Origin of the sequence: Rhodococcus sp. SGAir0479 (assembly GCF_005484805.1) — a bacterium.
Lineage (GTDB): Bacteria > Actinomycetota > Actinomycetes > Mycobacteriales > Mycobacteriaceae > Prescottella.
This window is the reverse complement of record NZ_CP039432.1, coordinates 1,459,655-1,480,523: the sequence shown is the minus strand read 5'-3', so window position 1 is coordinate 1,480,523 and position 20,869 is coordinate 1,459,655. Positions and strand designations below refer to the sequence as shown.

The 20,869-nt window shown below is 70.0% G+C and carries 22 protein-coding genes; 9 read left to right on the top strand and 13 right to left on the bottom strand.

Features of this window, described 5'->3' with window-relative positions:
* The first annotated feature begins 33 nt into the window (after nucleotides 1-33).
* Entirely contained in the window at nucleotides 34-600 is a 567-nt protein-coding gene (locus E7742_RS06940; RefSeq protein WP_137798285.1) for a TetR/AcrR family transcriptional regulator, read from the top strand.
* Nucleotides 601-650: 50 nt separating this feature from the next.
* Here the strand turns inward: E7742_RS06940 and E7742_RS06935 are convergent, their stop codons facing one another.
* From E7742_RS06935 to E7742_RS06925, 3 genes are all read right to left on the bottom strand, one after another.
* Nucleotides 651-1,010 (bottom strand): hypothetical protein, encoded by a 360-nt coding sequence (locus E7742_RS06935; RefSeq protein WP_137798284.1) that lies wholly within the window; start codon nucleotides 1,008-1,010, stop codon nucleotides 651-653.
* A gap of 35 nt (nucleotides 1,011-1,045) precedes the next feature.
* Nucleotides 1,046-1,267, bottom strand: a complete 222-nt coding sequence (locus E7742_RS06930) for a helix-turn-helix domain-containing protein (RefSeq protein ID WP_137798283.1) — start codon at nucleotides 1,265-1,267, stop codon at nucleotides 1,046-1,048.
* Nucleotides 1,268-1,411: 144 nt separating this feature from the next.
* Nucleotides 1,412-3,043: an ABC-F family ATP-binding cassette domain-containing protein gene (locus E7742_RS06925; protein ID WP_137798282.1), complete on the bottom strand. Its 1,632-nt coding sequence runs from the start codon at nucleotides 3,041-3,043 to the stop codon at nucleotides 1,412-1,414.
* A gap of 154 nt (nucleotides 3,044-3,197) precedes the next feature.
* Here E7742_RS06925 and E7742_RS06920 point away from each other — a divergent pair, with 154 nt between their 5' ends.
* Together E7742_RS06920 and E7742_RS06915 are read left to right on the top strand one after the other, a co-directional pair.
* Entirely contained in the window at nucleotides 3,198-3,968 is a 771-nt protein-coding gene (locus E7742_RS06920; protein ID WP_137798281.1) for an SDR family oxidoreductase, read from the top strand.
* Nucleotides 3,965-5,083 carry a lycopene cyclase family protein gene (locus E7742_RS06915; protein ID WP_254699277.1) on the top strand — a complete coding sequence of 373 codons (1,119 nt, stop codon included), beginning with the start codon at nucleotides 3,965-3,967 and terminating at the stop codon, nucleotides 5,081-5,083. The genes E7742_RS06920 and E7742_RS06915 overlap by 4 nt, the downstream gene beginning before the upstream one ends.
* Before the next feature lie 2 nt (nucleotides 5,084-5,085).
* On the opposite strand, the gene E7742_RS06910 is transcribed toward E7742_RS06915, so the two are convergent.
* Complete coding sequence (locus E7742_RS06910) at nucleotides 5,086-6,081, bottom strand: alkaline phosphatase family protein (protein ID WP_175420424.1); 996 nt, start codon at nucleotides 6,079-6,081, stop codon at nucleotides 5,086-5,088.
* Between the two features lie 194 nt (nucleotides 6,082-6,275).
* Here E7742_RS06910 and ku point away from each other — a divergent pair, with 194 nt between their 5' ends.
* Nucleotides 6,276-7,112, top strand: coding sequence for a non-homologous end joining protein Ku (ku, locus tag E7742_RS06905; protein ID WP_137798278.1), 837 nt, complete (start codon nucleotides 6,276-6,278; stop codon nucleotides 7,110-7,112).
* Nucleotides 7,113-7,117: 5 nt separating this feature from the next.
* Here ku and E7742_RS06900 read toward each other — a convergent pair whose 3' ends face one another.
* The 8 genes from E7742_RS06900 to E7742_RS06865 are packed head-to-tail and all read right to left on the bottom strand — an operon-like array spanning nucleotide 7,118 to nucleotide 14,088.
* Nucleotides 7,118-7,615 carry a DUF1990 family protein gene (locus E7742_RS06900; RefSeq protein WP_137798277.1) on the bottom strand — a complete coding sequence of 166 codons (498 nt, stop codon included), beginning with the start codon at nucleotides 7,613-7,615 and terminating at the stop codon, nucleotides 7,118-7,120.
* A 13-nt stretch (nucleotides 7,616-7,628) separates the two neighbouring features.
* A complete protein-coding gene (locus tag E7742_RS06895; RefSeq protein ID WP_137798276.1) occupies nucleotides 7,629-8,030 on the bottom strand; it encodes a metal-sulfur cluster assembly factor in 402 nt (133 codons plus the stop codon).
* The gene (gene sufU / locus E7742_RS06890; RefSeq protein ID WP_137798275.1) at nucleotides 8,027-8,521 is read right to left on the bottom strand and encodes a Fe-S cluster assembly sulfur transfer protein SufU; all 495 of its coding nucleotides are present in this window, start codon (nucleotides 8,519-8,521) and stop codon (nucleotides 8,027-8,029) included. The genes E7742_RS06895 and sufU overlap by 4 nt, the downstream gene beginning before the upstream one ends.
* Before the next feature lie 2 nt (nucleotides 8,522-8,523).
* Nucleotides 8,524-9,789 (bottom strand): cysteine desulfurase, encoded by a 1,266-nt coding sequence (locus E7742_RS06885; protein ID WP_137798274.1) that lies wholly within the window; start codon nucleotides 9,787-9,789, stop codon nucleotides 8,524-8,526.
* Between the two features lie 5 nt (nucleotides 9,790-9,794).
* Nucleotides 9,795-10,568, bottom strand: coding sequence for a Fe-S cluster assembly ATPase SufC (gene sufC, locus E7742_RS06880; protein ID WP_137798273.1), 774 nt, complete (start codon nucleotides 10,566-10,568; stop codon nucleotides 9,795-9,797).
* A 53-nt stretch (nucleotides 10,569-10,621) separates the two neighbouring features.
* Nucleotides 10,622-11,812 carry a Fe-S cluster assembly protein SufD gene (gene sufD, locus E7742_RS06875; RefSeq protein WP_137798272.1) on the bottom strand — a complete coding sequence of 397 codons (1,191 nt, stop codon included), beginning with the start codon at nucleotides 11,810-11,812 and terminating at the stop codon, nucleotides 10,622-10,624.
* Between the two features lie 24 nt (nucleotides 11,813-11,836).
* On the bottom strand, nucleotides 11,837-13,282 hold the full coding sequence (gene sufB, locus E7742_RS06870) for a Fe-S cluster assembly protein SufB (protein WP_137798271.1): 1,446 nt from the start codon (nucleotides 13,280-13,282) through the stop codon (nucleotides 11,837-11,839).
* A 59-nt stretch (nucleotides 13,283-13,341) separates the two neighbouring features.
* Nucleotides 13,342-14,088, bottom strand: coding sequence for a helix-turn-helix transcriptional regulator (locus E7742_RS06865; protein ID WP_441346882.1), 747 nt, complete (start codon nucleotides 14,086-14,088; stop codon nucleotides 13,342-13,344).
* 145 nt (nucleotides 14,089-14,233) lie between these two features.
* Here E7742_RS06865 and mptB point away from each other — a divergent pair, with 145 nt between their 5' ends.
* The 5 genes from mptB to E7742_RS06840 all read left to right on the top strand — a co-directional run bounded on the left by mptB (nucleotide 14,234) and on the right by E7742_RS06840 (nucleotide 20,399).
* On the top strand, nucleotides 14,234-15,907 hold the full coding sequence (gene mptB / locus E7742_RS06860) for a polyprenol phosphomannose-dependent alpha 1,6 mannosyltransferase MptB (RefSeq protein WP_137801073.1): 1,674 nt from the start codon (nucleotides 14,234-14,236) through the stop codon (nucleotides 15,905-15,907).
* 30 nt (nucleotides 15,908-15,937) lie between these two features.
* A complete protein-coding gene (locus E7742_RS06855; protein WP_137801072.1) occupies nucleotides 15,938-16,891 on the top strand; it encodes an ABC transporter ATP-binding protein in 954 nt (317 codons plus the stop codon).
* Nucleotides 16,888-17,685 carry an ABC transporter permease gene (locus E7742_RS06850; RefSeq protein ID WP_137798269.1) on the top strand — a complete coding sequence of 266 codons (798 nt, stop codon included), beginning with the start codon at nucleotides 16,888-16,890 and terminating at the stop codon, nucleotides 17,683-17,685. The genes E7742_RS06855 and E7742_RS06850 overlap by 4 nt, the downstream gene beginning before the upstream one ends.
* 76 nt (nucleotides 17,686-17,761) lie before the next feature.
* Nucleotides 17,762-19,318 (top strand): hypothetical protein, encoded by a 1,557-nt coding sequence (locus E7742_RS06845; RefSeq protein WP_137798268.1) that lies wholly within the window; start codon nucleotides 17,762-17,764, stop codon nucleotides 19,316-19,318.
* Between the two features lie 106 nt (nucleotides 19,319-19,424).
* Nucleotides 19,425-20,399, top strand: coding sequence for a COX15/CtaA family protein (locus tag E7742_RS06840; protein ID WP_137798267.1), 975 nt, complete (start codon nucleotides 19,425-19,427; stop codon nucleotides 20,397-20,399).
* 66 nt (nucleotides 20,400-20,465) lie between these two features.
* On the opposite strand, the gene E7742_RS06835 is transcribed toward E7742_RS06840, so the two are convergent.
* Nucleotides 20,466-20,819: a hypothetical protein gene (locus E7742_RS06835; RefSeq protein ID WP_137798266.1), complete on the bottom strand. Its 354-nt coding sequence runs from the start codon at nucleotides 20,817-20,819 to the stop codon at nucleotides 20,466-20,468.
* Nucleotides 20,820-20,869: the final 50 nt, after the last annotated feature.

Genomic DNA, 20,869 nt, shown 5'->3' with positions numbered 1-20,869 from the left:
GCCGTTGCCGTTTCGGACGAAAGGAAGTCGGCTGTGCCGAAGGTCAGTGAAGACCACCTCGCGGCGCGGCGGAGCCAGATTCTCGACGGGGCTCGCCAGTGCTTCGCGCAGTACGGCTACGACGGCGCCACCGTGCGCCGCCTCGAAGAGACCACCGGGCTCTCGCGCGGTGCGATCTTCCACCACTTCAAGGACAAGGACGGACTGTTCCTCGCGCTCGCGCACGAGGACGCCAAGCGGATGGCGGACGTCGTCGCCGAGGGCGGTCTGGTCCAGGTGATGCGCGACATGCTGGCCTCGCCCGAGCAGTTCGACTGGCTCGGCACTCGGCTCGAGATCGCCCGTCGTCTGCGCACGGACCCCGAGTTCGCCCGCGACTGGACCCAGCGCAGCGCCGAACTCACCGAGGCGACCGTGCGGCGGCTCGAGCGGCAGAAGTCCGCCGGACGCCTGCGCGACGACCTCCCCACCGATGTGCTGCTCGACTACCTCGACCTCGTGCTCGACGGCCTCATCGCCCGGATCGCGTCCGGGCACGGCGCGGAGAACCTGGCCGCCGTCCTCGATCTCGTCGAAGAATCCGTGCGGCGCAAGGGCTGAGCGGGGGCCGCGCGGCAACGGGACTACGCGGCGCTGGAGTGGTTCGCCGCTCACATGTAATACGGCATGGCATCGACCGAGTACCCGAACGCACACATGGCGGCGGCGACCACCACCAGCCCGAGGATGAAGCCGGCGGCGAAGGAACGCGAACTCCGCGGGAACAGCAGCACTGCGGCGAGGCCGACCGTCACCGCGACCGGCAGCCACCAACACATCCAGTACGTGCCGCCGCTGGGCGGGAAGTGGGGGACATCGAGCGCGTCACGCAGCGCAACGGTGGCGGGCCAGTAGCCCACCCCGCACGTGACGGCACCCAGGAACGCGCCCAGAAACGCCAGACCCCACCGGGAGGCCGAAGACTTTCCCGGAGCACGGTCCAGTTCCCGATCCCCGGTGCGTTCGCCCACAGCATCGGTCCCGTCGGAGGTTCCTTGCCGGGCCGTCAATCGCTTTTCTTGCGCCGGTTCGGTCCGCCGCGCCGCCGCAACGTCACGTCGGCCTCGACGAGGACGTTGTGGATGAATCCGTATGAGCGCCCGGTCTGTTCGGCGAGCGTGCGGATGCTCGCGCCCGCCTCGTACTGCGCTTTGAGGTCGTCGCGGAGCTTGTCACGCGATTCCCCGGTTATTCGGGTTCCCCGCGAGATTTCCGTGCTCTCCGCCATGACGTCCTCCGGTCGACTGAAGAGTCCCCCGCCATTTCAGGCTAGATCACGCGCGGACCGGTGATCAACGAAACGAGCAGCTACGCCGCCCGTGCGCGGTTTGTGCAGTCCCGACTACCGAAACGGCGCTCGGGCGCGGAGCGCCTAGGCGAGCTGGATGAGCTCGAGGTACTCCTGCGACCAGTGGTCCTCGGTGCCGTCGGGCAGCAGGATCACACGTTCGGGGTTGAGCGCCTCGGCGGCACCCGGGTCGTGCGTGACGAGCACGACGGCGCCGGTGTAGCTGCGCAGCGCGTCGAGGACCTGCTCGCGCGAGATCGGGTCGAGGTTGTTGGTGGGCTCGTCGAGCAGCAGCACGTTCGCGGCCGAGGACACCAGACCGGCGAGGGCCAGGCGGGTCTTCTCACCACCGGACAACGTGCCGGCCGGCTGCTCGAGCTGTGGGCCGGTGAACATGAACGCGCCGAGGAGAGAGCGCAGCTCCTGCTCCCCCGTGTCCGGGGCGGCGTGCCGGATGTTCTCCCACACACTGGCGTCGTCGTCGAGGGTGTCGTGCTCCTGCGCGAAGTAGCCGATCTTCAGGCCGTGGCCCGGGACCAGCTCGCCCGCGTTGGGCGTTTCGGTGCCCGCCAGGATGCGCAGCAGCGTCGTCTTGCCGGCACCGTTGAGCCCGAGCACGACCACCCGGCTGCCCCGGTCGATGGCCAGGTCCACACCGGCGAAGATCTCCAGCGAGCCGTACATCTTGGTGAGGTTCTCGGCCATCAGCGGGGTCTTACCGCACGCGGCCGGCTCCGGGAAGCGGATGTGCGCGACCTTGTCGTCGACCCGGACCTCGTCGAGCGCGGCCATCATCTTGTCGGCGCGCTTCGCCATGTTCTGCGCGGCCGTCGCCTTGGTGGCCTTGGCGCCGAGCTTGGCGGCCTGCTGCCGCAGGGCGCCGGCCTTCTTCTCGGCGTTCGCACGCTCGCGCCGGCGGCGCTGCTCGTCGGTGGCGCGGGCGTCGAGGTACTTCTTCCAGCCCATGTTGTAGATGTCGGCCTCGCCGCGGACGGCGTCGAGGAACCACACCCGGTTCACGACGTCGTTGAGCAGGTCCACATCGTGACTGATCACGATCAGGCCGCCGTCATGGTTCTGCAGGAACCCGCGCAGCCACGCGATGGAATCGGCATCGAGGTGGTTGGTGGGCTCGTCGAGCAGCAGCGTCGTGTTCGACTTGCCGCCGGAGCCGTCGGACGCGGCGAACAGGATGCGCGCCAACTCGACGCGGCGACGCTGACCGCCGGAGAGCGTGCGCAGCGGCTGCTCCAGGATGCGGTCCGCCAGCCCGAGGCTGTTGCAGATGCGGGCGGCCTCGGACTCCGCGACATAGCCGCCGAGGGCGGAGAACCGGTCCTCGAGCGAACCGTACTTGCGCACGGCCTTGTCACGGACGGCGTCGTCGACGGCCTCGGCCATCAGGGTCTGCTGCTTCTCCATGCTGCGCAGAATCTCGTCGAGTCCGCGCGCCGACAGGACCCGGTCCTTGGCGAGAACGTCGAGGTTGCCCTCCTTGGGATCCTGCGGCAGATAGCCCAGTTCACCGCTGCGGATCACCGCGCCCGCGTAGGGCTCGCCCTCGCCGGCGAGGATGCGCAGTGTCGTGGTCTTGCCGGCACCGTTGCGCCCGACCAGACCGATCCGGTCCCCGGCCTGCACACGCAGCGCCGGGCCTGGAGCAGACAGCAGGGTCCGCACACCGGCACGAACTTCGAGGTCGGTGGCGGTAATCAAGCAAAACTCCTCAAACGAACGACCAGCGGAACCACGAGGCAGAAAGACCTCGGACGTCATCGTGCCCACGATTGGGCACAAGAACCACCGATTTTACCGCGACCCCGGCTCGGCACCACTCCCCGACCCAGTGACTCGGCTAACGTTCGATGCCATGACACGCGTGAAGGATCTGCAGGACCGCAGCGCCCTCGTCACCGGCGCGAGCCGCGGCATCGGCAAGGCCATCGCCGCCGAGCTCCTCGCCCGGGGCGCGAACGTGGTCGTCACCGCCCGCAAACCCGAGCCCCTCGAGGAGGCCGCGGAGGAACTGCGCGCCCTCGGGCACGGCGGAAAGGTGCTCGCCGTCGCGGGCAACTCCGGCGACGCGGAGGCTCGCCGCGAGGCCGTCGCCCGGGCGGTATCGGACTTCGGCTCCCTCGACATCCTGATCAACAACACCGGCATCAATCCGGTGTACGGCGCGCTGATGGACGCCGACCTCGAGGCGGTCCGCAAGATCTTCGACGTCAACGTGGTCTCGGCGCTGGGCTACGTGCAGGAGGCGTACCGAGCCTGGATGGGCGAGCACGGCGGGGCCGTGGTCAACCTGGCCAGTGTGGCGGGTCTGCGCTCGACGGGTGTCATCGCCGCGTACGGCGCGTCCAAGGCCGCGCTCATCCGCCTCACCGAGGAACTGGCGTGGCAGTTGGGTCCCGACATCCGCGTCAACGCGGTGGCGCCGGGCGTGGTGAAGACCAAGTTCGCGGCCGCACTCGTCGCCGCCGGCGAGGACCAGGCGTCGTCGGTCTATCCGATGAAACGGCTCGGGACTCCGGAGGACGTCGCGGGTCTGGTGGGCTTCCTGGTCTCCGACGAGGCGGCGTGGATCACCGGCGAGACCGTGCGCGTCGACGGCGGTCTCCTGGCGACGGGCGCGCTCTGACCACGACGTGCGACCTCGCGGTCGTCGGGCTCGGGCCCGCCGGCCGCGCCCTCGCGCACCGCGCCGCCGCGGCCGGACTCACCGTCACGGCCATCGACCCGCACCCGGACCGGCCGTGGTCGCCCACCTACGCGGCGTGGACGGACGAGTTGCCGGCCTGGCTCGGCCCCCACATCCTGCGGGCGACCAGTCGCCGTCCGCACGTCTTCGGTACGCGCGCGCACGTGCTGGACCGCCCGTACGCCGTGCTCGACAACGCCGCGCTGCACCGCCGCCTCGACCTGTCCGAGGCCCGCGTGGTGCGCGGCACCGCCGCCACCGTGTCGCCGGACGAGATCGCGGTGCAGGGCGGGCCCGACATTCGTGCACACCGGGTGATCGATGCGCGCGGGCTGCGCCCGGACCCCGCGCTGGCCGAGCAGACGGCGTTCGGGATCGTGCTGCCGTCGGCGGCGGCGGCACCGGCGATGGACGGTGCGGACTGCTGGTTCATGGACTGGCGGCGCGACAACGGGACGTCCGCCGACGATCCGCCGTCGTTCCTGTACGCGGTCCCGTTGGGCGCCGACACCGTTCTGCTCGAGGAGACGTGTCTGGTGGGGCGCCCAGGTCTACCGCTGGACGAGCTGCGTCGCCGCCTCGACGCGCGCCTGCTCCGCCGCGGCGTCGAGCCCCCCGCCAACCTCGAGGTGGAGCACGTCCGGTTCCCCGTGCAGGCGCCGCCGGACCGCGCCCGAACGACCGCGTTCGGGGCCCGGGCCGGATTGATCCACCCGGGCACCGGCTTCAGCGTCGCGGCGTCGCTGTCGGCCGTCGACGACGTCGTGGCCGCGCTCGTGACCGGCACCGACCCGGGGACGGCATTGTGGCCGCGGCGGGCCCGCGCCGTGCGGACGTTGCGCGAGATCGGGCTGTCGGCGCTGCTCCGGTTGGAGACCGCACGCACCGCCGCGTTCTTCGACGCCTTCTTCACACTCCCGGTGCGCCGGCAGCGGGCGTACCTGTCGGGGCGCGACGACGTCACCGGCACCGCCGCGGCGATGTGGACGCTGTTCCGGGCGGCCCCGATGCCGGTCCGCCGGACGCTGGCGTCGGCCGGCGTCCGGCGGTGGTGAGATCAGGACCCGAGCGAACCCGTTGGGATCCACGACGGCAGCGGACCGAGCGATCCGGTCGCGGGCGCCGCGGTCTTCGCCAACGGCGCACCGTCGAGGTCGGCGGGCTGCGCGACACCGAGATTGGCCAGGACGGTCGGCGCGATGTCCGCGATGGTGTACCCGTCGTCGGTGGCGCCGGGCAGGTAACCCGGTCCGCGCGCGATCACGAACGTCGACGCCTCCGCGGCACTCTGGCCGCCGTGGCCACCCGCGGGCTTGTGCCCGTGATCGGCGGTGACGAGGATCGTCCACTTCTCACCGGTCGACTTGCTCCGTGCGTCGACCGCACCGACGATCTTGCCCACCTCGGCGTCGACCCGCTCGAGTGCCGGCACGTACTCCGGTCCGGCGGTGCCCGACGAGTGTCCGGCCCCGTCGACCTGATCGAGCTGGGTGAACACGAAGTCCGGTCCGTTGGACGTGATCTCGGCGGCCACCGCGGTCGCGGTCGCCGCGTCCGTGGCCGCCTCGCTGCCGGCGCCGGGCGTGGTCGCGACGACGTCGGCGTCGGGGTTCCCGGAACCGGCGATGGTGGCGATCCCGCCCCACGTCGAGATCGACGCGGTACGCAGCTCCGGCTTCGCCTGCTCGATGCGGGTGAACGCGGTCGGGTACCGGTCGTAGCGCGAGCCGTCGAAGGAGTTGTCGACCACGCCGTGCTTGGTGTGCCAGACGCCGGTGAGGATCGTCGACCAGGACGGGCCGGAAATGGTGGGGTGGCCCAGGATCGACGACTGGCCACTGGTGCCCTCGGCGATCAGCCGGTGCAGATTGGGCGTGTTCGCCGACTTCACCTGGTCGAGCATCGTGCCGTCCAGGCCGATGACGACGGTCTTGGTGACGGCGGCGGGGGCAGCGGCCGCGGTGCCGGCACTCGCGGTGGCGACGCCGGCCACGAGCGTGCCCGCGGCGAGGAGCAGGGACAGGGACTGGGGAACTGTGATGGTGTTGGTCACGGCACCCACACTGGATCGGCCTAGACCAATTGTCGCCCTTTGTCGCAACTGTTGTGACAACGTTCGCCGGGGGTTCGTCCACGTCGCCGCACGGCCGCCGGTCGGTCGCCGGGTAGTCGGCGAAATGTCTCGAGATGGTGATGATCTCCGCTGCGTACCGCGCGCGCCGACGCCGGCTGGGCGATAGTGGGGACATGCGATCAATCTGGAAGGGTTCCATTGCGTTCGGGCTGGTCAACGTGCCGGTCAAGGTGTACTCCGCCACGGAGGACCACGACATCCGCTTCCACCAGGTCCACGCCAAGGACGGGGGCCGGATCAAGTACAACCGCGTGTGCAGTGAGTGCGGCCAGACGGTGCAGTTCGCCGATATCGACAAGGCGTACGACTCCGACGAGGGCGACCGCGTCATCCTCACCGACGAGGACTTCGAGAAGCTCCCCGCGGCCGAGAAGCACGAGATCCCCGTGCTGCAGTTCGTGCCGACCGAACAGATCGATCCGATCCTGTTCGAGAAGAGCTACTACCTGGAGCCGGACTCGTCGTCCCCCAAGGCGTACGTGCTGCTCGCGAAGGCGCTGGCGCAGACCGATCGCACCGCCCTCGTCCACTTCACGCTCCGGCAGAAGACCCGGCTGGCGGCGCTGCGCGAGCGCGACGGGGTGCTGGTGATCCAGACGCTGTTGTGGCCCGACGAGGTGCGCGCCGCGGAGTTTCCGTCCCTCGACGACGCCGAGGAGCCCAAGGCCAAGGAGCTCAAGATGGCGGGCACACTGGTCGAGAGCATGGCCGACGACTTCGATCCCACCGAGTTCACCGACGACTACCAGATCGAGCTGCGCCAGCTCCTCGACGAGGCGATCGCCAGTGGCGGCAAGAAGGTCATCCCCGCGGCCGAGCACGCGGAGGGCGGCGAGGACGCCGAGGTGGTCGACCTGGTGGCGGCGCTGCAGCGCAGCCTCGACGCGGCGGGCGAGGAGGTCAAGCCCGCACCGAAGAAGAAGGCTCCCGCGCGCCGCAAGCGCGCGTAGGTGCCCTACCGGCGGCCGGGCCGGTCGACGAAGGCGTGCAGGTAGCGCCTGGTCATCAGCGTCTGGACGACGCGGGCGACCGGGTCACCCAGGCGGGTGTACCACCGTCCCGGCCGGGAGAACGTGGTGATGACGGCACGCACCTCGCCGTCGTCGTCGCGTTCGACGCAGAAGCGTTCCTCCCCCGACTCCGGGTGGCCCGGGAGGGTGCCGTACGCGAAGCCGCGCCGGTTCGGCTCGTCGATCACGTAGACGACCCGGCACGGGATGGTGAAGCCGAACCACCGCAACACGACCGTGGTGCCCACCTTCACCGTCGGCGACTCGGCGTCGACGCGCAGACCGGCCCGCCGGTGCACCTGCCAGTGCATCAACGCGTCGGACGCGGCGAGGAACGTGTCCTCACCGCGTCCGAGACGAAGCGACTCCCGTAGGTGGCGGTATCCCGCCGGCAGCTCCCCTGCGGTGGCGCCGACCTCGCTGTAGGTCAGTTCCGGGGCCACGGGAGAGTCCTGCCTAGACCGTGAACCCGAGCGCGCGCAACTGCTCGCGACCGTCGTCGGTGATCTTGTCCGGGCCCCACGGGGGCATCCACACCCAGTTGATCCGGAGCTCGTCGCACAGGCTGCTGTTGACCAGCGCCCGCTTGGACTGCTCCTCGATGACGTCGGTCAGCGGGCACGCCGCCGAGGTCAGCGTCATGTCGAGTTGTACGACGTCGATGCCGTTCTCGTCGATCTCCTTGAAGTCGTAGACCAGACCGAGGTCGACGACGTTGATGCCGAGCTCGGGGTCGACGACGTCACGCATCGCCTCCTCGAGCTCGTCGAGCCGCTCCGGAGTGAGCGTGGCGCCGTACTCGCCGACCGCCGTCTCCTGCTGCGGGTTCTGGGCCTGCTCGGCCTGGGTGTCCGTCATGATGTCCGTCCTCCGGTTCGGGCCAGGTCGTTCTCGGAATCGCCGTCCACAATTCGAACAACGGCGTCCTTGAAAGCCATCCATCCCAGCAGCGCGCACTTGACGCGGGCCGGGTACTTCGACACCCCACTGAACGCGATGCCGTCGCCGATCACGTCCTCGTCGCCCTCGACGGTGCCGCGGCTGCTCACCATCTCGTTGAAGGCGTCGACGGTACGCAACGCCTCGTCGAGCGGCATGCCGACGATCTGGTCGAACAGCACCGACGTCGACGCCTGGCTGATCGAGCAGCCCTGACCGTCGTACGAGATGTCGGCGACCACAGGGCGCCCGTCCGCACCGTCGGTGAGGTGCGCGCGCAACGTGATCTCGTCACCGCACGTGGGGTTGACGTGGTGCACCTCGGCACCGAACGGGTCGCGCAGACCGCGCCCGTGCGGGTGCTTGTAGTGGTCGAGGATCACTTCCTGGTACATCTGCTCGAGTCGCACCGTCAGTTCCCTCCCGTCACGCCGAAGAACTCCTGGGCGCGTCGGATGCCGGCGACCAGCACGTCGACCTCGTCGAGCGTGTTGTACAGCGCGAACGACGCCCGCGCGGTCGCGGCGATGCCGAACCGCTGGTGCATCGGCCAGGCGCAGTGGTGCCCGACGCGCACCGCGACACCCTCGTCGTCGAGGACCTGCCCCAGGTCGTGGGCGTGGATGCCGTCCACCAGGAAGGACACGGCGGAGCCGCGGTCCAGGCCGTCGGTCGGACCGACGATCCGGACGCCGTCGATGCCTGCGAGACCCTCGAGCGCCGCGGTCACCAGCATGTGCTCGTGTTGCGCGACGGCATCCATGCCGATGTTCTCGAGGTACTTCACGGCGGCACCGAGACCGACGACCTGTGAGGTCATCGGCACCCCGGCCTCGAACCGCTGCGGCGGCGGCGCGTAGGTGCTGCCCTCCATCGTGACGGTCTCGATCATCGAGCCGCCGGTGATGAACGGCGGCATAGACGCCAGCAGCTCCCGGCGCCCGTACAGCACACCCACACCGGACGGCCCGAGCATCTTGTGTCCCGAGAACGCCGCGAAATCGACACCGAGCGAACGGAAGTCGACGGCTTGGTGCGGCACCGACTGGCACGCGTCGAGCACGGTGACCGCGCCGACGGCCTGCGCGCGGCGGACCAGTTCGGCGACCGGCGAGATCGCGCCCGTCACGTTGGACTGGTGCGTGAACGCGACGACCTTCACCTTGTCGGTGAGTTCGAGCGAGTCGAGGTCGATGCGCCCGTCGTCGGTGATGCCGTACCAGCGCAGCGTGGCCCCGGTCCGACGCGCGAGTTCCTGCCACGGAACGAGATTCGCGTGGTGCTCGAGCTCGGTGACCACGATCTCGTCGCCGGGGCCGACGGCCTTGGCGAAGCGATCGTCCCCGAATACGTAGGCGACCAGGTTGAGCGACTCGGTCGCGTTCTTCGTGAACACCAACTCGTCCGGGGCGGCGCCGACGAACGACGCGATCGCCGCCCGCGCGCCCTCGTACGCGTCGGTGGCTTCCTCGGCCAGCTGATGCGCACCGCGGTGGACCGCGGCATTGCACGTGGTCAGGAAGTCCCGCTCGGCGTCGAGCACCTGCACCGGACGCTGCGAGGTCGCGCCCGAATCCAGGTACACCAAGGGCTTTCCATCGCGCACGGTCCGCCCCAGGATCGGAAAGTCCTCCCGGATCCTGGTGACGTCCAGCGCAGCCGCCGTGGTGGTGGTCATCGCGGTTACGCTCCCGCCGCGGCCTGGGTGAAGCGCACGTAGCCGTTGGCCTCGAGCTCGTCGGCGAGCTCCGCGCCACCGGACTCGACGATCTGGCCGCCCACGAACACGTGCACGAAATCCGGCTTGATGTACCGCAGGATGCGCGTGTAGTGCGTGATCAGCAGGATCCCGCCGTCCTCGCGCTCCTTGTAGCGGTTGACGCCCTCGGAGACCACGCGCAGCGCGTCGACGTCGAGGCCGGAGTCGGTCTCGTCGAGTATCGCGATCTTCGGCTTGAGCAGGCCGAGCTGCAGAATCTCGTGGCGCTTCTTCTCGCCGCCCGAGAAGCCCTCGTTGACGCTGCGGTCGCCGAAGGTGGAATCGATGTCGAGTTCGCCCATCGCCTCCTTGACCTCCTTGACCCAGTGGCGCAGCTTGGGGGCCTCGCCACGGACCGCGGTGGCCGCGGTGCGGAGGAAGTTCGACATCGAGACGCCGGGCACCTCGACGGGGTACTGCATCGCCAGGAACAGGCCGGCGCGGGCACGCTCGTCGACGCTCATCTCGAGGACGTTCTCGCCGTCGAGGGTGATCGAGCCCGACGTCACCACGTACTTGGGGTGACCGGCGATCGCGTACGACAGGGTGGACTTGCCGGAACCGTTGGGGCCCATGATGGCGTGCGTCTCGCCCGAGCGGACGGTCAGGTTCACACCCTTGAGGATGTTGATCGGCTCGGCGTTCTCGTCCGAGTTGGCGACGTCGACGTGCAGGTCGCGGATTTCAAGCGTAGACATTCGATTTCCTATACGGGTATCGGCGAAGTATCGGGAAAGGGCGACGAACCGGGTCAGGCACCGACCGCGGCCAGTTCGGCCTCGACGGCGGCCTCGAGTCGCTCGCGCACCTCGGGGACCGCGATGCGGTTGATGATCTCGTGGAAGAAGCCACGCACGACCAGCCGTCGGGCCTGGTCCTCGGGAATGCCCCGGGCGCGCAGGTAGAACAGCTGCTCGTCGTCGAATCGTCCCGTGGCGCTGGCGTGCCCGGCGCCGACGATCTCGCCGGTCTCGATCTCGAGGTTGGGCACCGAGTCGGCGCGGGCGCCGTCGGTGAGCACCAGGTTGCGGTTGAGCTCGAACGTGTCGGTGCCCTCCGCCTCGGCGCGGATCAGCACGTCGCCGATCCAGACGGTGTGCGCGTCCGGCTTGCCCGACGTCGGATCGCCCTGCAGCGCACCCTTGTACACGACGTTCGACTTGCAGTGCGGCTGCGAGTGGTCCACCAGCAGCCGGTGCTCGAAGTGCTGACCGGCGTCGGCGAAGTACAGGCCGAGAAGTTCGGCGTCGCCGCCGGGGGCCGCGTACTTGACCGTCGGGGTGATGCGGACCAGGTCGCCGCCCAGGCTCACCGACGTGTACCGCAGCACCGCGTCACGTCCGAGCAGCGCGTGGTGCGCGGCCGTGTGGACGGCGTCGTCGGCCCAGTCCTGCACCGCGACCACCGTGAGCGACGCGCTGTCGCCGAGCACGAACTCGACGTTCTCGGCGTAGGTTCCGCTGCCCTTCTGGTCGAGCACGACGGTCGCCTTCGCGAACTCCGCGAGCCGGACCTGCAGGTGGCCGAACGCGACCTCACCCTCGCCGGGGCCGGTGACCCGGATGTGCACCGGACCGGCCACCTCGGTCTCCGGTCCGACGGACACGACCGTCGCGGACTCGAACGACGAGTACGCCTGTGCCGCAACCCGGTCGAACGGAACGCCGCCCTGGCCGAGCCGGGCGTCGTCGCGACCGACGGTCTCGACGGTCACGTCACCGGCGACCTCCACGGTCGCGTTCCCGGACGCGACGGCGGTGCCGTCGTGCAGGCCGCGCAGGCGGCGCAGCGGCGTGAACCGCCATGCCTCGTCGCGGCCGCCGGGGACCTCGAACGCATTGACGTCGAACGAGGTGAAGACCTCACCCTTGTTGGTGGCCGGGCCGGCGTTCTCGCCGGCCGCGGCACCCTGCACTCCCGTCACCGGCGCACTCCGCGTCATCTCTCCCGTCGCTTCGTTCGCCACTTAGCCCACGGCCCCTTCCATCTGCAGTTCGATCAGGCGGTTGAGCTCGAGGGCGTACTCCATCGGCAGCTCCTTGGCGATGGGCTCGACGAACCCGCGCACCACCATGGCCATGGCCTCGTCCTCGGTCAGTCCGCGGCTCATGAGGTAGAACAACTGGTCGTCGCTGACCTTCGACACCGTCGCCTCGTGGCCCATCGTGACGTCGTCCTCGCGGACGTCGACGTACGGGTAGGTGTCCGAGCGGCTGATCTGGTCGACCAGCAGGGCGTCGCACTTGACGGTCGCCTTCGACCCGTGCGCCCCCTTGTTGACCTGGACCAGACCGCGGTACGACGCGCGACCGCCGCCGCGGGCCACCGACTTCGACACGATCGTCGACGACGTGTGCGGCGCCAGGTGCAGCATCTTCGCGCCGGTGTCCTGGTGCTGGCCCTCGCCGGCGAACGCCACCGAGAGCACCTCACCGCGGGCGTGCTCGCCCATCATCCACACGGCCGGGTACTTCATCGTCACCTTGGAACCGATGTTGCCGTCGATCCATTCCATCGAGCCGCCCGCCTCGACCTTGGTGCGCTTGGTCACCAGGTTGTAGACGTTGTTCGACCAGTTCTGGATCGTCGTGTAGCGGCAGTGGCCGCCCTTCTTGACGATGATCTCGACGACCGCCGAGTGCAGCGAGTCGGACTTGTAGATCGGGGCGGTGCAACCCTCGACGTAGTGCACGGAGGCACCCTCGTCGACGATGATGAGCGTGCGCTCGAACTGGCCCATGTTCTCGGTGTTGATCCGGAAGTAGGCCTGCAGCGGGATGTCGACGTGGACCCCCGGCGGCACGTAGATGAACGACCCACCGGACCAGACGGCGGTGTTGAGCGCCGAGAACTTGTTGTCACCGGCCGGGATCACGGTGCCGAAGTACTCGCGGAACAGCTCCGGGTGCTCACGCAGACCCGAGTCGGTGTCGAGGAAGATCACGCCCTGCGACTCGAGGTCCTCGCGGATCTGGTGGTAGACCACCTCGGACTCGTACTGCGCCGCGACACCGGCGATCAGGCGCTGCTTCTCCGCCTCGGGGATGCCCAGCTTGTCGTACGTGTTCTTGATGTCCTCGGGCAGCTCGTCCCAGCTCGCGGCCTGCTTCTCCGTGGACCGCACGAAGTACTTGATGTTGTCGAAGTCGATGCCCTCGAGGTTCGAACCCCAGTGCGGCATCGGCTTCTTGTCGAAGGTCTTGAGCGCACGGAGCCGGATGTCGAGCATCCAGTCGGGCTCGTTCTTCTTCGCGGAGATGTCCCGCACGACGTCCTCGGACAGCCCACGCTGCGCGCTGGCACCGGCGACGTCGGAATCCGACCAGCCGTATCCGTACGTGCCCAGCGAGGCGATCGTCTCCTCCTGGGAGAGTGGCGCCTCGGGTGTCACCTGGTCTGGTGTGACTGTCATGCGAGCTCCTTCCGGAGTCTTGTTGCGTACCGGTGTGAGCTGTTCACCGGAGAGAACATCTATGGGGTCTTTCGGGGTAACGCGAGCGGAACGTGGGTGGTGCAGGCGCAGTCGCCGTTCGCGATGGTCGCCAGCCGTTGGACGTGGCGCCCGAGCAGTTCGGTGAACGCCCGCTGCTCGGCCTCGCACAGTTCGGGGAACTCCTCGGCGACGTGCGACACCGGGCAGTGGTGCTGACAGATCTGCACGCCGTTGCCGACCGGGCGAATCGAGGCCGCGAAGCCCGCCGAGGTGAACGCGTCCGCGATCTCCTCCGCCGTCGACTCCACAGCGGTCGGTTCGTCGTCCCGGACCGGAGCGACGGCACCGACGATGGACTGCACCCGACGGCGGGCGAAGTCCTCGATCGCCGCGTCGCCGCCGATCTCGCGGAGCTGGCGCATCGCGGCGCCGGCGAGATCGTCGTAGGTGTGCCCGAGCTTGCCCCGGCCGGCCGCCGTGATCTGGAACAGTTTCGCGGGGCGTCCGCGTCCCCGCTGCCGCCAGCTGGCCGCACTGGCCTCCTGCGCCTCACCGGCTTCGATGAGGACATCGAGATGCCGGCGGACACCGGCCGCACTGAGGCCCAACCGCGCGCCGATATCGGTGGCCGAGATCGGGCCCTCCTCGACGAGGAGCTGGACGATCGCGGCTCGGGTGTGACCCTCGTGCGGTCCGGTCACCGGCAGCGACGAATTGACGCCGGACTGCGCAGGCGTCTGACCTGCGCCTTCCTGACGCAAACGGCGGGTCGCTTCCGATTTCACAACACCAGTGTGACGGAATTCGTCGCCCCGGTCCACGAAGGGTCCCCTGTGTAATAGAGCCCACACCGAGTGTGAACCCTCACGATCGGGGTGCTCGGGGCATATCGCGCGCCCCGCTACGCTGCTCCGTGTGCCGCAGACCGAGATGGATCACGAGTCGGACGCCCCGGCTCGATCCGGGGTCGATCGGGCGAAGGCGTTCGCCAAGCGCGCGCTCGGCGTCGACGGGCGCTCCCCGCGTCCGTCGGTAGCCGACGCGCTCCACGGGGACGAAGCGGAGGCACCGGGCCTCGACGCCCGCGAGAACCGGCAGCTGCACTGGATCCGGCTGTTCGGCGCGACCGGCGCCGTGCTCATGGCGATCGGCGCGCTCGGCGCGGGCGCGCAGCCGGTCCTGCAGAACCCGGTGGCAGGCCTGCGCGTGCTCGGCCTGCCCGCTCGGATGGGCAGTTCCACGCTGGCCATGGCGATGACCGGCACTGTCATGGTGGTGCTGGCCTGGCTGCTGCTCGGGCGGTTCGCCGTGGGCAGCATGCGCGGCGGCCGGGCGCTGCGTCAGCTCAGCCGTTCCCAGCTCGACCGCACCCTGCTGCTGTGGACGATCCCGCTCACCGTCGCACCGCCCATGTTCAGCCGCGACGTGTACTCGTACCTGGCCCAGAGCGAGATCACCGCCCGCGGCCTCGACCCGTACGAGATCGGTCCCGCCGGCGCCCTCGGCGTCGACCACGTGCTGACCCGCACCGTGCCGAACATCTGGCGCGACACCCCGGCCCCCTACGGCCCGCTGTTCCTGTGGATGGGGCGCGGGATCACGTGGCTCACCGGCGACAACATCGTGGCCGGAATCTTCCTGCACCGGCTGCTCGCCCTCGCGGGCGTCGGCATGATCGTGTGGGCGCTGCCGCGACTGGCCCGACGCTGCGGCGTCTCGAGCGTGAGCGCGCTGTGGCTCGGCGCCGCGAACCCGCTGGTGCTCTTCCATCTGGTGGCCGGCATCCACAACGAGGCCCTCATGATCGGGCTCATGCTCGCGGGCGTCGAGCTGGCGTTGCGCGCGGTGGAGGGAACCGGCCCGATCCGCGGGCGCGCGCTCGTCCTACTGCTGGCGGGCGCGACGCTCGTCGCGTTGTCGTCGACGATCAAGATCCCGTCGCTGCTGGCTCTCGGTTTCGTGGGCATGGCGCTCGCCCGTCGCTGGGGGGCCAATCTCAAGGCGCTGGTGTCGGCGGCACTGCTGTTGGGCGCCGTGACGGTCGCCGTGACGGTCTTCGTCAGTATCGCGAGCGGGCTCGGCATGGGGTGGACGCAAACCCTCGGAACGGCCACCGAGGTGCGCAGTTGGATGTCGGTGCCCACGCTGCTGGGCCTCGGCACCGGCCTGGTCGGGGTGCTGCTCGGCCTCGGCGACCACACCACCGCGGTGCTCAGCCTCACCCGGCCCATCGCGTCGCTGATCGCGGCGTTCATCACGCTGCGCATGCTGGTGGCCGTGCTGGTCGGCCGGATCCACCCGGTCGGGGCGCTGGGCGTGTCCCTCGGCGCGATCGTGCTGCTGTTCCCGGTGGTGCAGCCGTGGTATCTGCTGTGGGCGGTGATCCCGCTCGCCGCCTGGGCCACACGCCCGGTCTTCCGGATCCCGACGATCGCATTCTCGTCGTTCGTCAGCGTCATCCTCATGCCCAACGGCGCCGAGTACGAGCCGTTCATGATCGTGCAGGCCGCGGTGGCCACCGCCATCGCCAGCATCGTGCTGATCATCGCCACACGTAATCGGCTGCTCTGGCGTCCGCAGCCCGGGACCACCGCACAGGCCTGATCGGTCCGGGGCTTAGGCTGGTACATCGTGATTGTCAGCGCGTCGGAGACGACGTCACGCAAGGGTTCACCCGCGGTACAGCTCAGCGGCGTCGTCAAGTCGTTCGGCACGGTCCGCGCCGTGGACGCACTCGATCTGACCCTCGAACGAGCGCAGGTGCTGGCCCTGCTCGGCCCCAACGGCGCGGGCAAGACCACCACGGTCGAGATGTGTGAGGGCTTCGTCTCCCCCGACGCCGGGTCCGTCCGTGTCCTGGGCCTCGACCCGATCACCCAGTCCGCCGCGCTCCGGCCCCGCATCGGCGTCATGCTCCAGGGTGGCGGCGCCTACCCCGGCTCCAAGGCCGGCGAGATGCTCGACCTCGTCGCGTCCTACTCCGCCGACCCGCTCGACCCGGAATGGTTGCTGCGCAGCCTCGGGTTGCAAGACGCCCGCCGCACGCCCTACCGCCGGCTCTCGGGCGGGCAGCAGCAGCGGCTCGCGCTCGCGTGTGCGCTCGTGGGCCGCCCCGAACTGGTGTTCCTCGACGAACCGACCGCCGGGCTCGACGCCCAGGCGCGACTGCTCGTGTGGGAACTGATCGACGCGCTGCGCCGCGACGGGGTCAGCGTGCTGCTGACCACCCATCTGATGGACGAGGCCGAGGAACTGGCCGACGAACTGGTCATCATCGACCACGGCCGGATCGTCGCGTCGGGCACGCCGTCCGAAGTGACCCGCACGGGCGCCGAGGGCCGGCTCAGCCTGGTGGCCCCGGCGGGACTGGACCTGGCACCGCTGCAGGCCGCGCTGCCGACCGACTTCCAGGTGCAGGAGACCGCACCCGGCGACTACGTCGTGCGCGGCACGATCGACCCGCACGTGGTTGCCGCGGTGACGTCGTGGTGCGCAGGGCAGGACGCGCTGGCCACGGAGATCCGGGTCGACCAGCGCCGACTCGAGGACGTCTTCCTCGAACTCACGGGACGGGACCTCAGGGGATGAGCATGACGCACCACGACCGCCTCGCCGACAACCGCTTCGCCGACGGCACCTTCTCCCCGCGCCCGCAGCCGGCCCCGCCCGCCCGCATGCTGGCCGCGCAGACCCGGCTCGAACTGACGTTGCTGCTGCGCAACGGCGAGCAGCTGCTGATCACGATGTTCATCCCGATCACGCTGCTGATCGGCCTGACCTTGCTGCCGATCGGCGACTTCGGTACCGAGCGTGTCGACACCATCGTTCCGGCGGTGATGATGGTCGCCATCATGTCGACCGCCTTCACCGGTCAGGCGATCGCCGTCGGTTTCGACCGCCGGTACGGCGCGCTCAAACGCCTCGGCGCCACTCCCCTTCCGCGCTGGGGCATCATCGCCGGCAAGAGCGCCGCGGTCGTCATCGTGGTCGCGCTGCAGACCGTCCTGCTCGGCGCCATCGGTGCCGCGTTGGGGTGGCGGCCCAGCGCGCTGGGGCTCGTGCTGGGTGCGGTGGTGATCGCGCTGGGAACCGTGACCTTCGCCGCGCTCGGGCTGCTCCTCGGCGGCACGTTGCGCGCCGAGATCGTGCTGGCGCTCGCGAACATCCTGTGGTTCGCGATGGCCGGCGTCGGCAGCGTCGTCTTCGCCGACGATCTGCACGCGGGCGTGCGGGTGGGCGCCCAGCTGGTCCCGTCCGGCGCGCTCGCCCAGGCGCTCGAGGACGCCACCTCGGGCAGCATCAACATCGTGTGTGTCGCGATCCTCGCGGCGTGGGCGGCGGTGGCCGGGTTCGTGGCCACCCGCACGTTCAAATTCACCTGAGCCCCCCGCCGGTCCAGCCCGGTCTTTCGGCGCATGTCGGGCGAAACGCTCCCCCGAACGACCGTCCGGTACCACAATGGGCGCCGTGACCTTTCCCCCGATCAGCGGATTCCGTCGCACCTCCCTCGCTGCGTGCGGGGCGCTCGCGCTGGCCTTCGCGCCGATGACCGCCTCCGCCGACCCGGCCTGGGGGCCGCTGGCGCCGCCCAACCCGCACCTCGGTCCGGACGGCACCTCGACGATGCACGGCGACGCGGGCTCGTCCGACGCGACCGCACTGGCCGGCCCCGGTACCGGCCCGGTCTCGATCGCGCAGTATCCGCTCGCGTCCGCATGCCCCACGCTGCTGCAAGGAGCGGACGGCCTCGTCGTGGCCCTGTGCACGACGATGATCGGCCAGAACCCCACCGTGCACCTGCTGGACCCGGCCGCCTCGACGTTCCCCGTCGGCGGCACCCTCGCGCAGCTCCCGCTGACCAAGGGCAGCCTGCTCGGCGGCGTGTACGCCTACCTCGATTCCGCGGACCGGCTCGTCGTGGTCGACGGCACCCGGCACCTGCTCCGGATCGGGCACACGCAGGTGCACGGCAACTGGCAGCTGACCGTCGACTCCAGCGTCGACCTGACCTCGGCGATCCCGGACGGGGACAACGTCACCGGGCTCGCGCCCGACTGGGACGGCAACGTCTGGTTCGCAACCGGTGGCGGCATCGTCGGGACGGTCGACGCGGCCGGCACCGCGCGCACGGTCGCACTCCCCGAGGGCGAGCAGGTGCAGAACAGCATCTCCACCTCGGTCGACGGCACCGCCGTAGCCACGACGCACGCCACCTACCATCTGGGCGCCGGGCCGGACGCGCAGCCGTACATCGACTGGCGGCGGCCGTACGACCGCGGTTCCGCCCGCAAGCCCGGGCAGCTCAGTTGGGGCACCGGCTCCACTCCCACCTACTTCGGCCCCGTCACCGGCTCGGAGTACATGACGATCGTCGACAACGCCGACGGACAGGTCAACCTGCTCGTGTACCGGTCCGCCACCGGCGACGAGATCTGCAAGGAGCCCGTACTGCCCCCGGGTGACGCCGCCGGCAGCAGCAGCGGATCGGCCGGGAGCCTGTCGGGCAGCGTGAGCGGCAGCACCGGGTCCGGCAGCGGCAGCGAGAACTCGCCCATCGGCATCGGCCGCTCGGTGTTCGTCGCGAGCACTTACGGCTACCCGTACCCGACGGTCCCCGCCGGCGCCGGCCCCGCGGTGCCCCCGTCGGCGCCGTTCCGCGGCGGCATGACGCGGGTAGACGTCGACGCCGACGGCCAGGGTTGCACGACGGTGTGGCAGAACCAGGTCCGCAGCGCGGCCGTACCGCACCTGTCCATCACCGACGGGAACATCTACACCATGGTCCGGGAGGGGCTCGACGTGACGACGCCCCTGGACGGCTTCGCCTACGCCGTCGTCGACCCCGGGACCGGAGCGGTGAAGACCACGAGAACGGTGACCGGGACCCTGCTGGGCGACACCCTCCAGATGTCGGCGCTGGTCACCGCCGACGGCAGGTACATGCAGGGCACCATCTCGGGCATCGTCTCGGTCGAGCCCGCCGGCAGCGGCTCGGGCGGGTCGGCGGGTTCGTGACGTGCACCTCGGGCGCTGTCCCGGACCCGCCCCGGACCTGCACGTTTCCGGAGGGCAACGGAACCCCAACTACACCACGTAGTGGACGGCCCTCTACCATCGTGGCGTGCTGTATCGCGGGTTTGTGAACCTGGTCAACCGACTGCCGCTGCCGTCCCTGGCGGTCCAGAAGTGGATCGCCGTCGCGGTGATCGTCTCGCAGGGCGGCATCGCGGTCACCGGCTCGGTGGTCCGGGTGACCGCGTCCGGTCTGGGCTGCACCACGTGGCCGCAGTGCTACCCGGGCAGCTTCGTCCCGACGTCGTCGTCGACCGCGCCGTGGTTCCACCAGGCCATCGAGTTCGGTAACCGCCTGCTCACCTTCCTGGTGGTCGCGACGGCCGCCGCCGTGGTGCTGGCCGTCACCCGCGCCGCACGGCGGCGGGAGGTGCTGGTCTACGCGTGGCTGATGCCGCTGTCGACCGTCGCGCAGGCCGTCCTCGGCGGCATCACCGTGCTCACCGGACTGCTCTGGTGGACTGTTGCGCTGCATCTGCTGGTCTCGATGGCGATGGTGTGGCTGTCGGTAATGCTGTACCACAAGATCGACCAGCCCGACGGCGGTGTCGAGATCACCACGGTGCCCCGGCCGCTGAGCCGGCTCACCGCGCTCACCGGCGTCGCTCTCGCGGGCACCCTCGTCGCCGGAACCATGGTGACCGGGGCGGGACCGCACGCGGGCGACAAGAACCCCGAACGCACGGTCGAACGCCTCGATCTCGACATCACGAACCTGGTGCACCTGCACGCCGAACTGCTGGTCGGCTACCTGGCGCTGCTGGTCGGCCTCGGATTCGGGCTGTACGCCGTCGGTGCGAGCGCCGCGGTGAAGCTGCGGCTGAAGGTCGTCATCGCGCTGGTCGTCGCGCAGGCCTGCGTGGGCCTCGTGCAGTTCTGGACGCACGTGCCCGCCGCGCTCGTCACGATCCACGTGGCCCTCGCCGGCGCCTGCACCGCCGCGACCGCCGCCCTGTATGCCGCCGGCCGCATCCGCGTGCCCGCCGCGGACCGGACCGAGACCGAGGCCGTCGCACCGGCCTGACCTCCCGCACGAACGCCGAAGGCCGGGGCTCCTGCGTCACCGCAGGGGCCCCGGCCTTCCGTCGTGTCAGATCTCGTTGCGTGCCTTCGGGAACCGCGTCTGGTGGGCGACCCAGCCCGCCATCTTCGCGATGTGACCCTTGCGTGGGGTGGCGACGCTCGTCAGGGCGCGGTCCCACTCGGAGACGGTGATCTCGTCGAAGGACTCGACCACGGCGTTCGCGACGGCGACGTTGTCGACCACCTGGTCACCGAGGATGCCGTCGGCGCCGACGAGCGTGATCCGCACGCCCGCGCGGCCCACGGGCTGGATGACCGCGCTGGCGGATCCACCGTGCTCGGAGAGGAACTTGCGGATGGCGGCGACCGTGCCCGAGGGCAGGACCGGGGCCGCAGCGGTGCTCTGGGTATCGGTGCTCATGAGCTCAGACTACTGTGCGGAACGCGAACGACCGCGCCGACCGTCCCGCC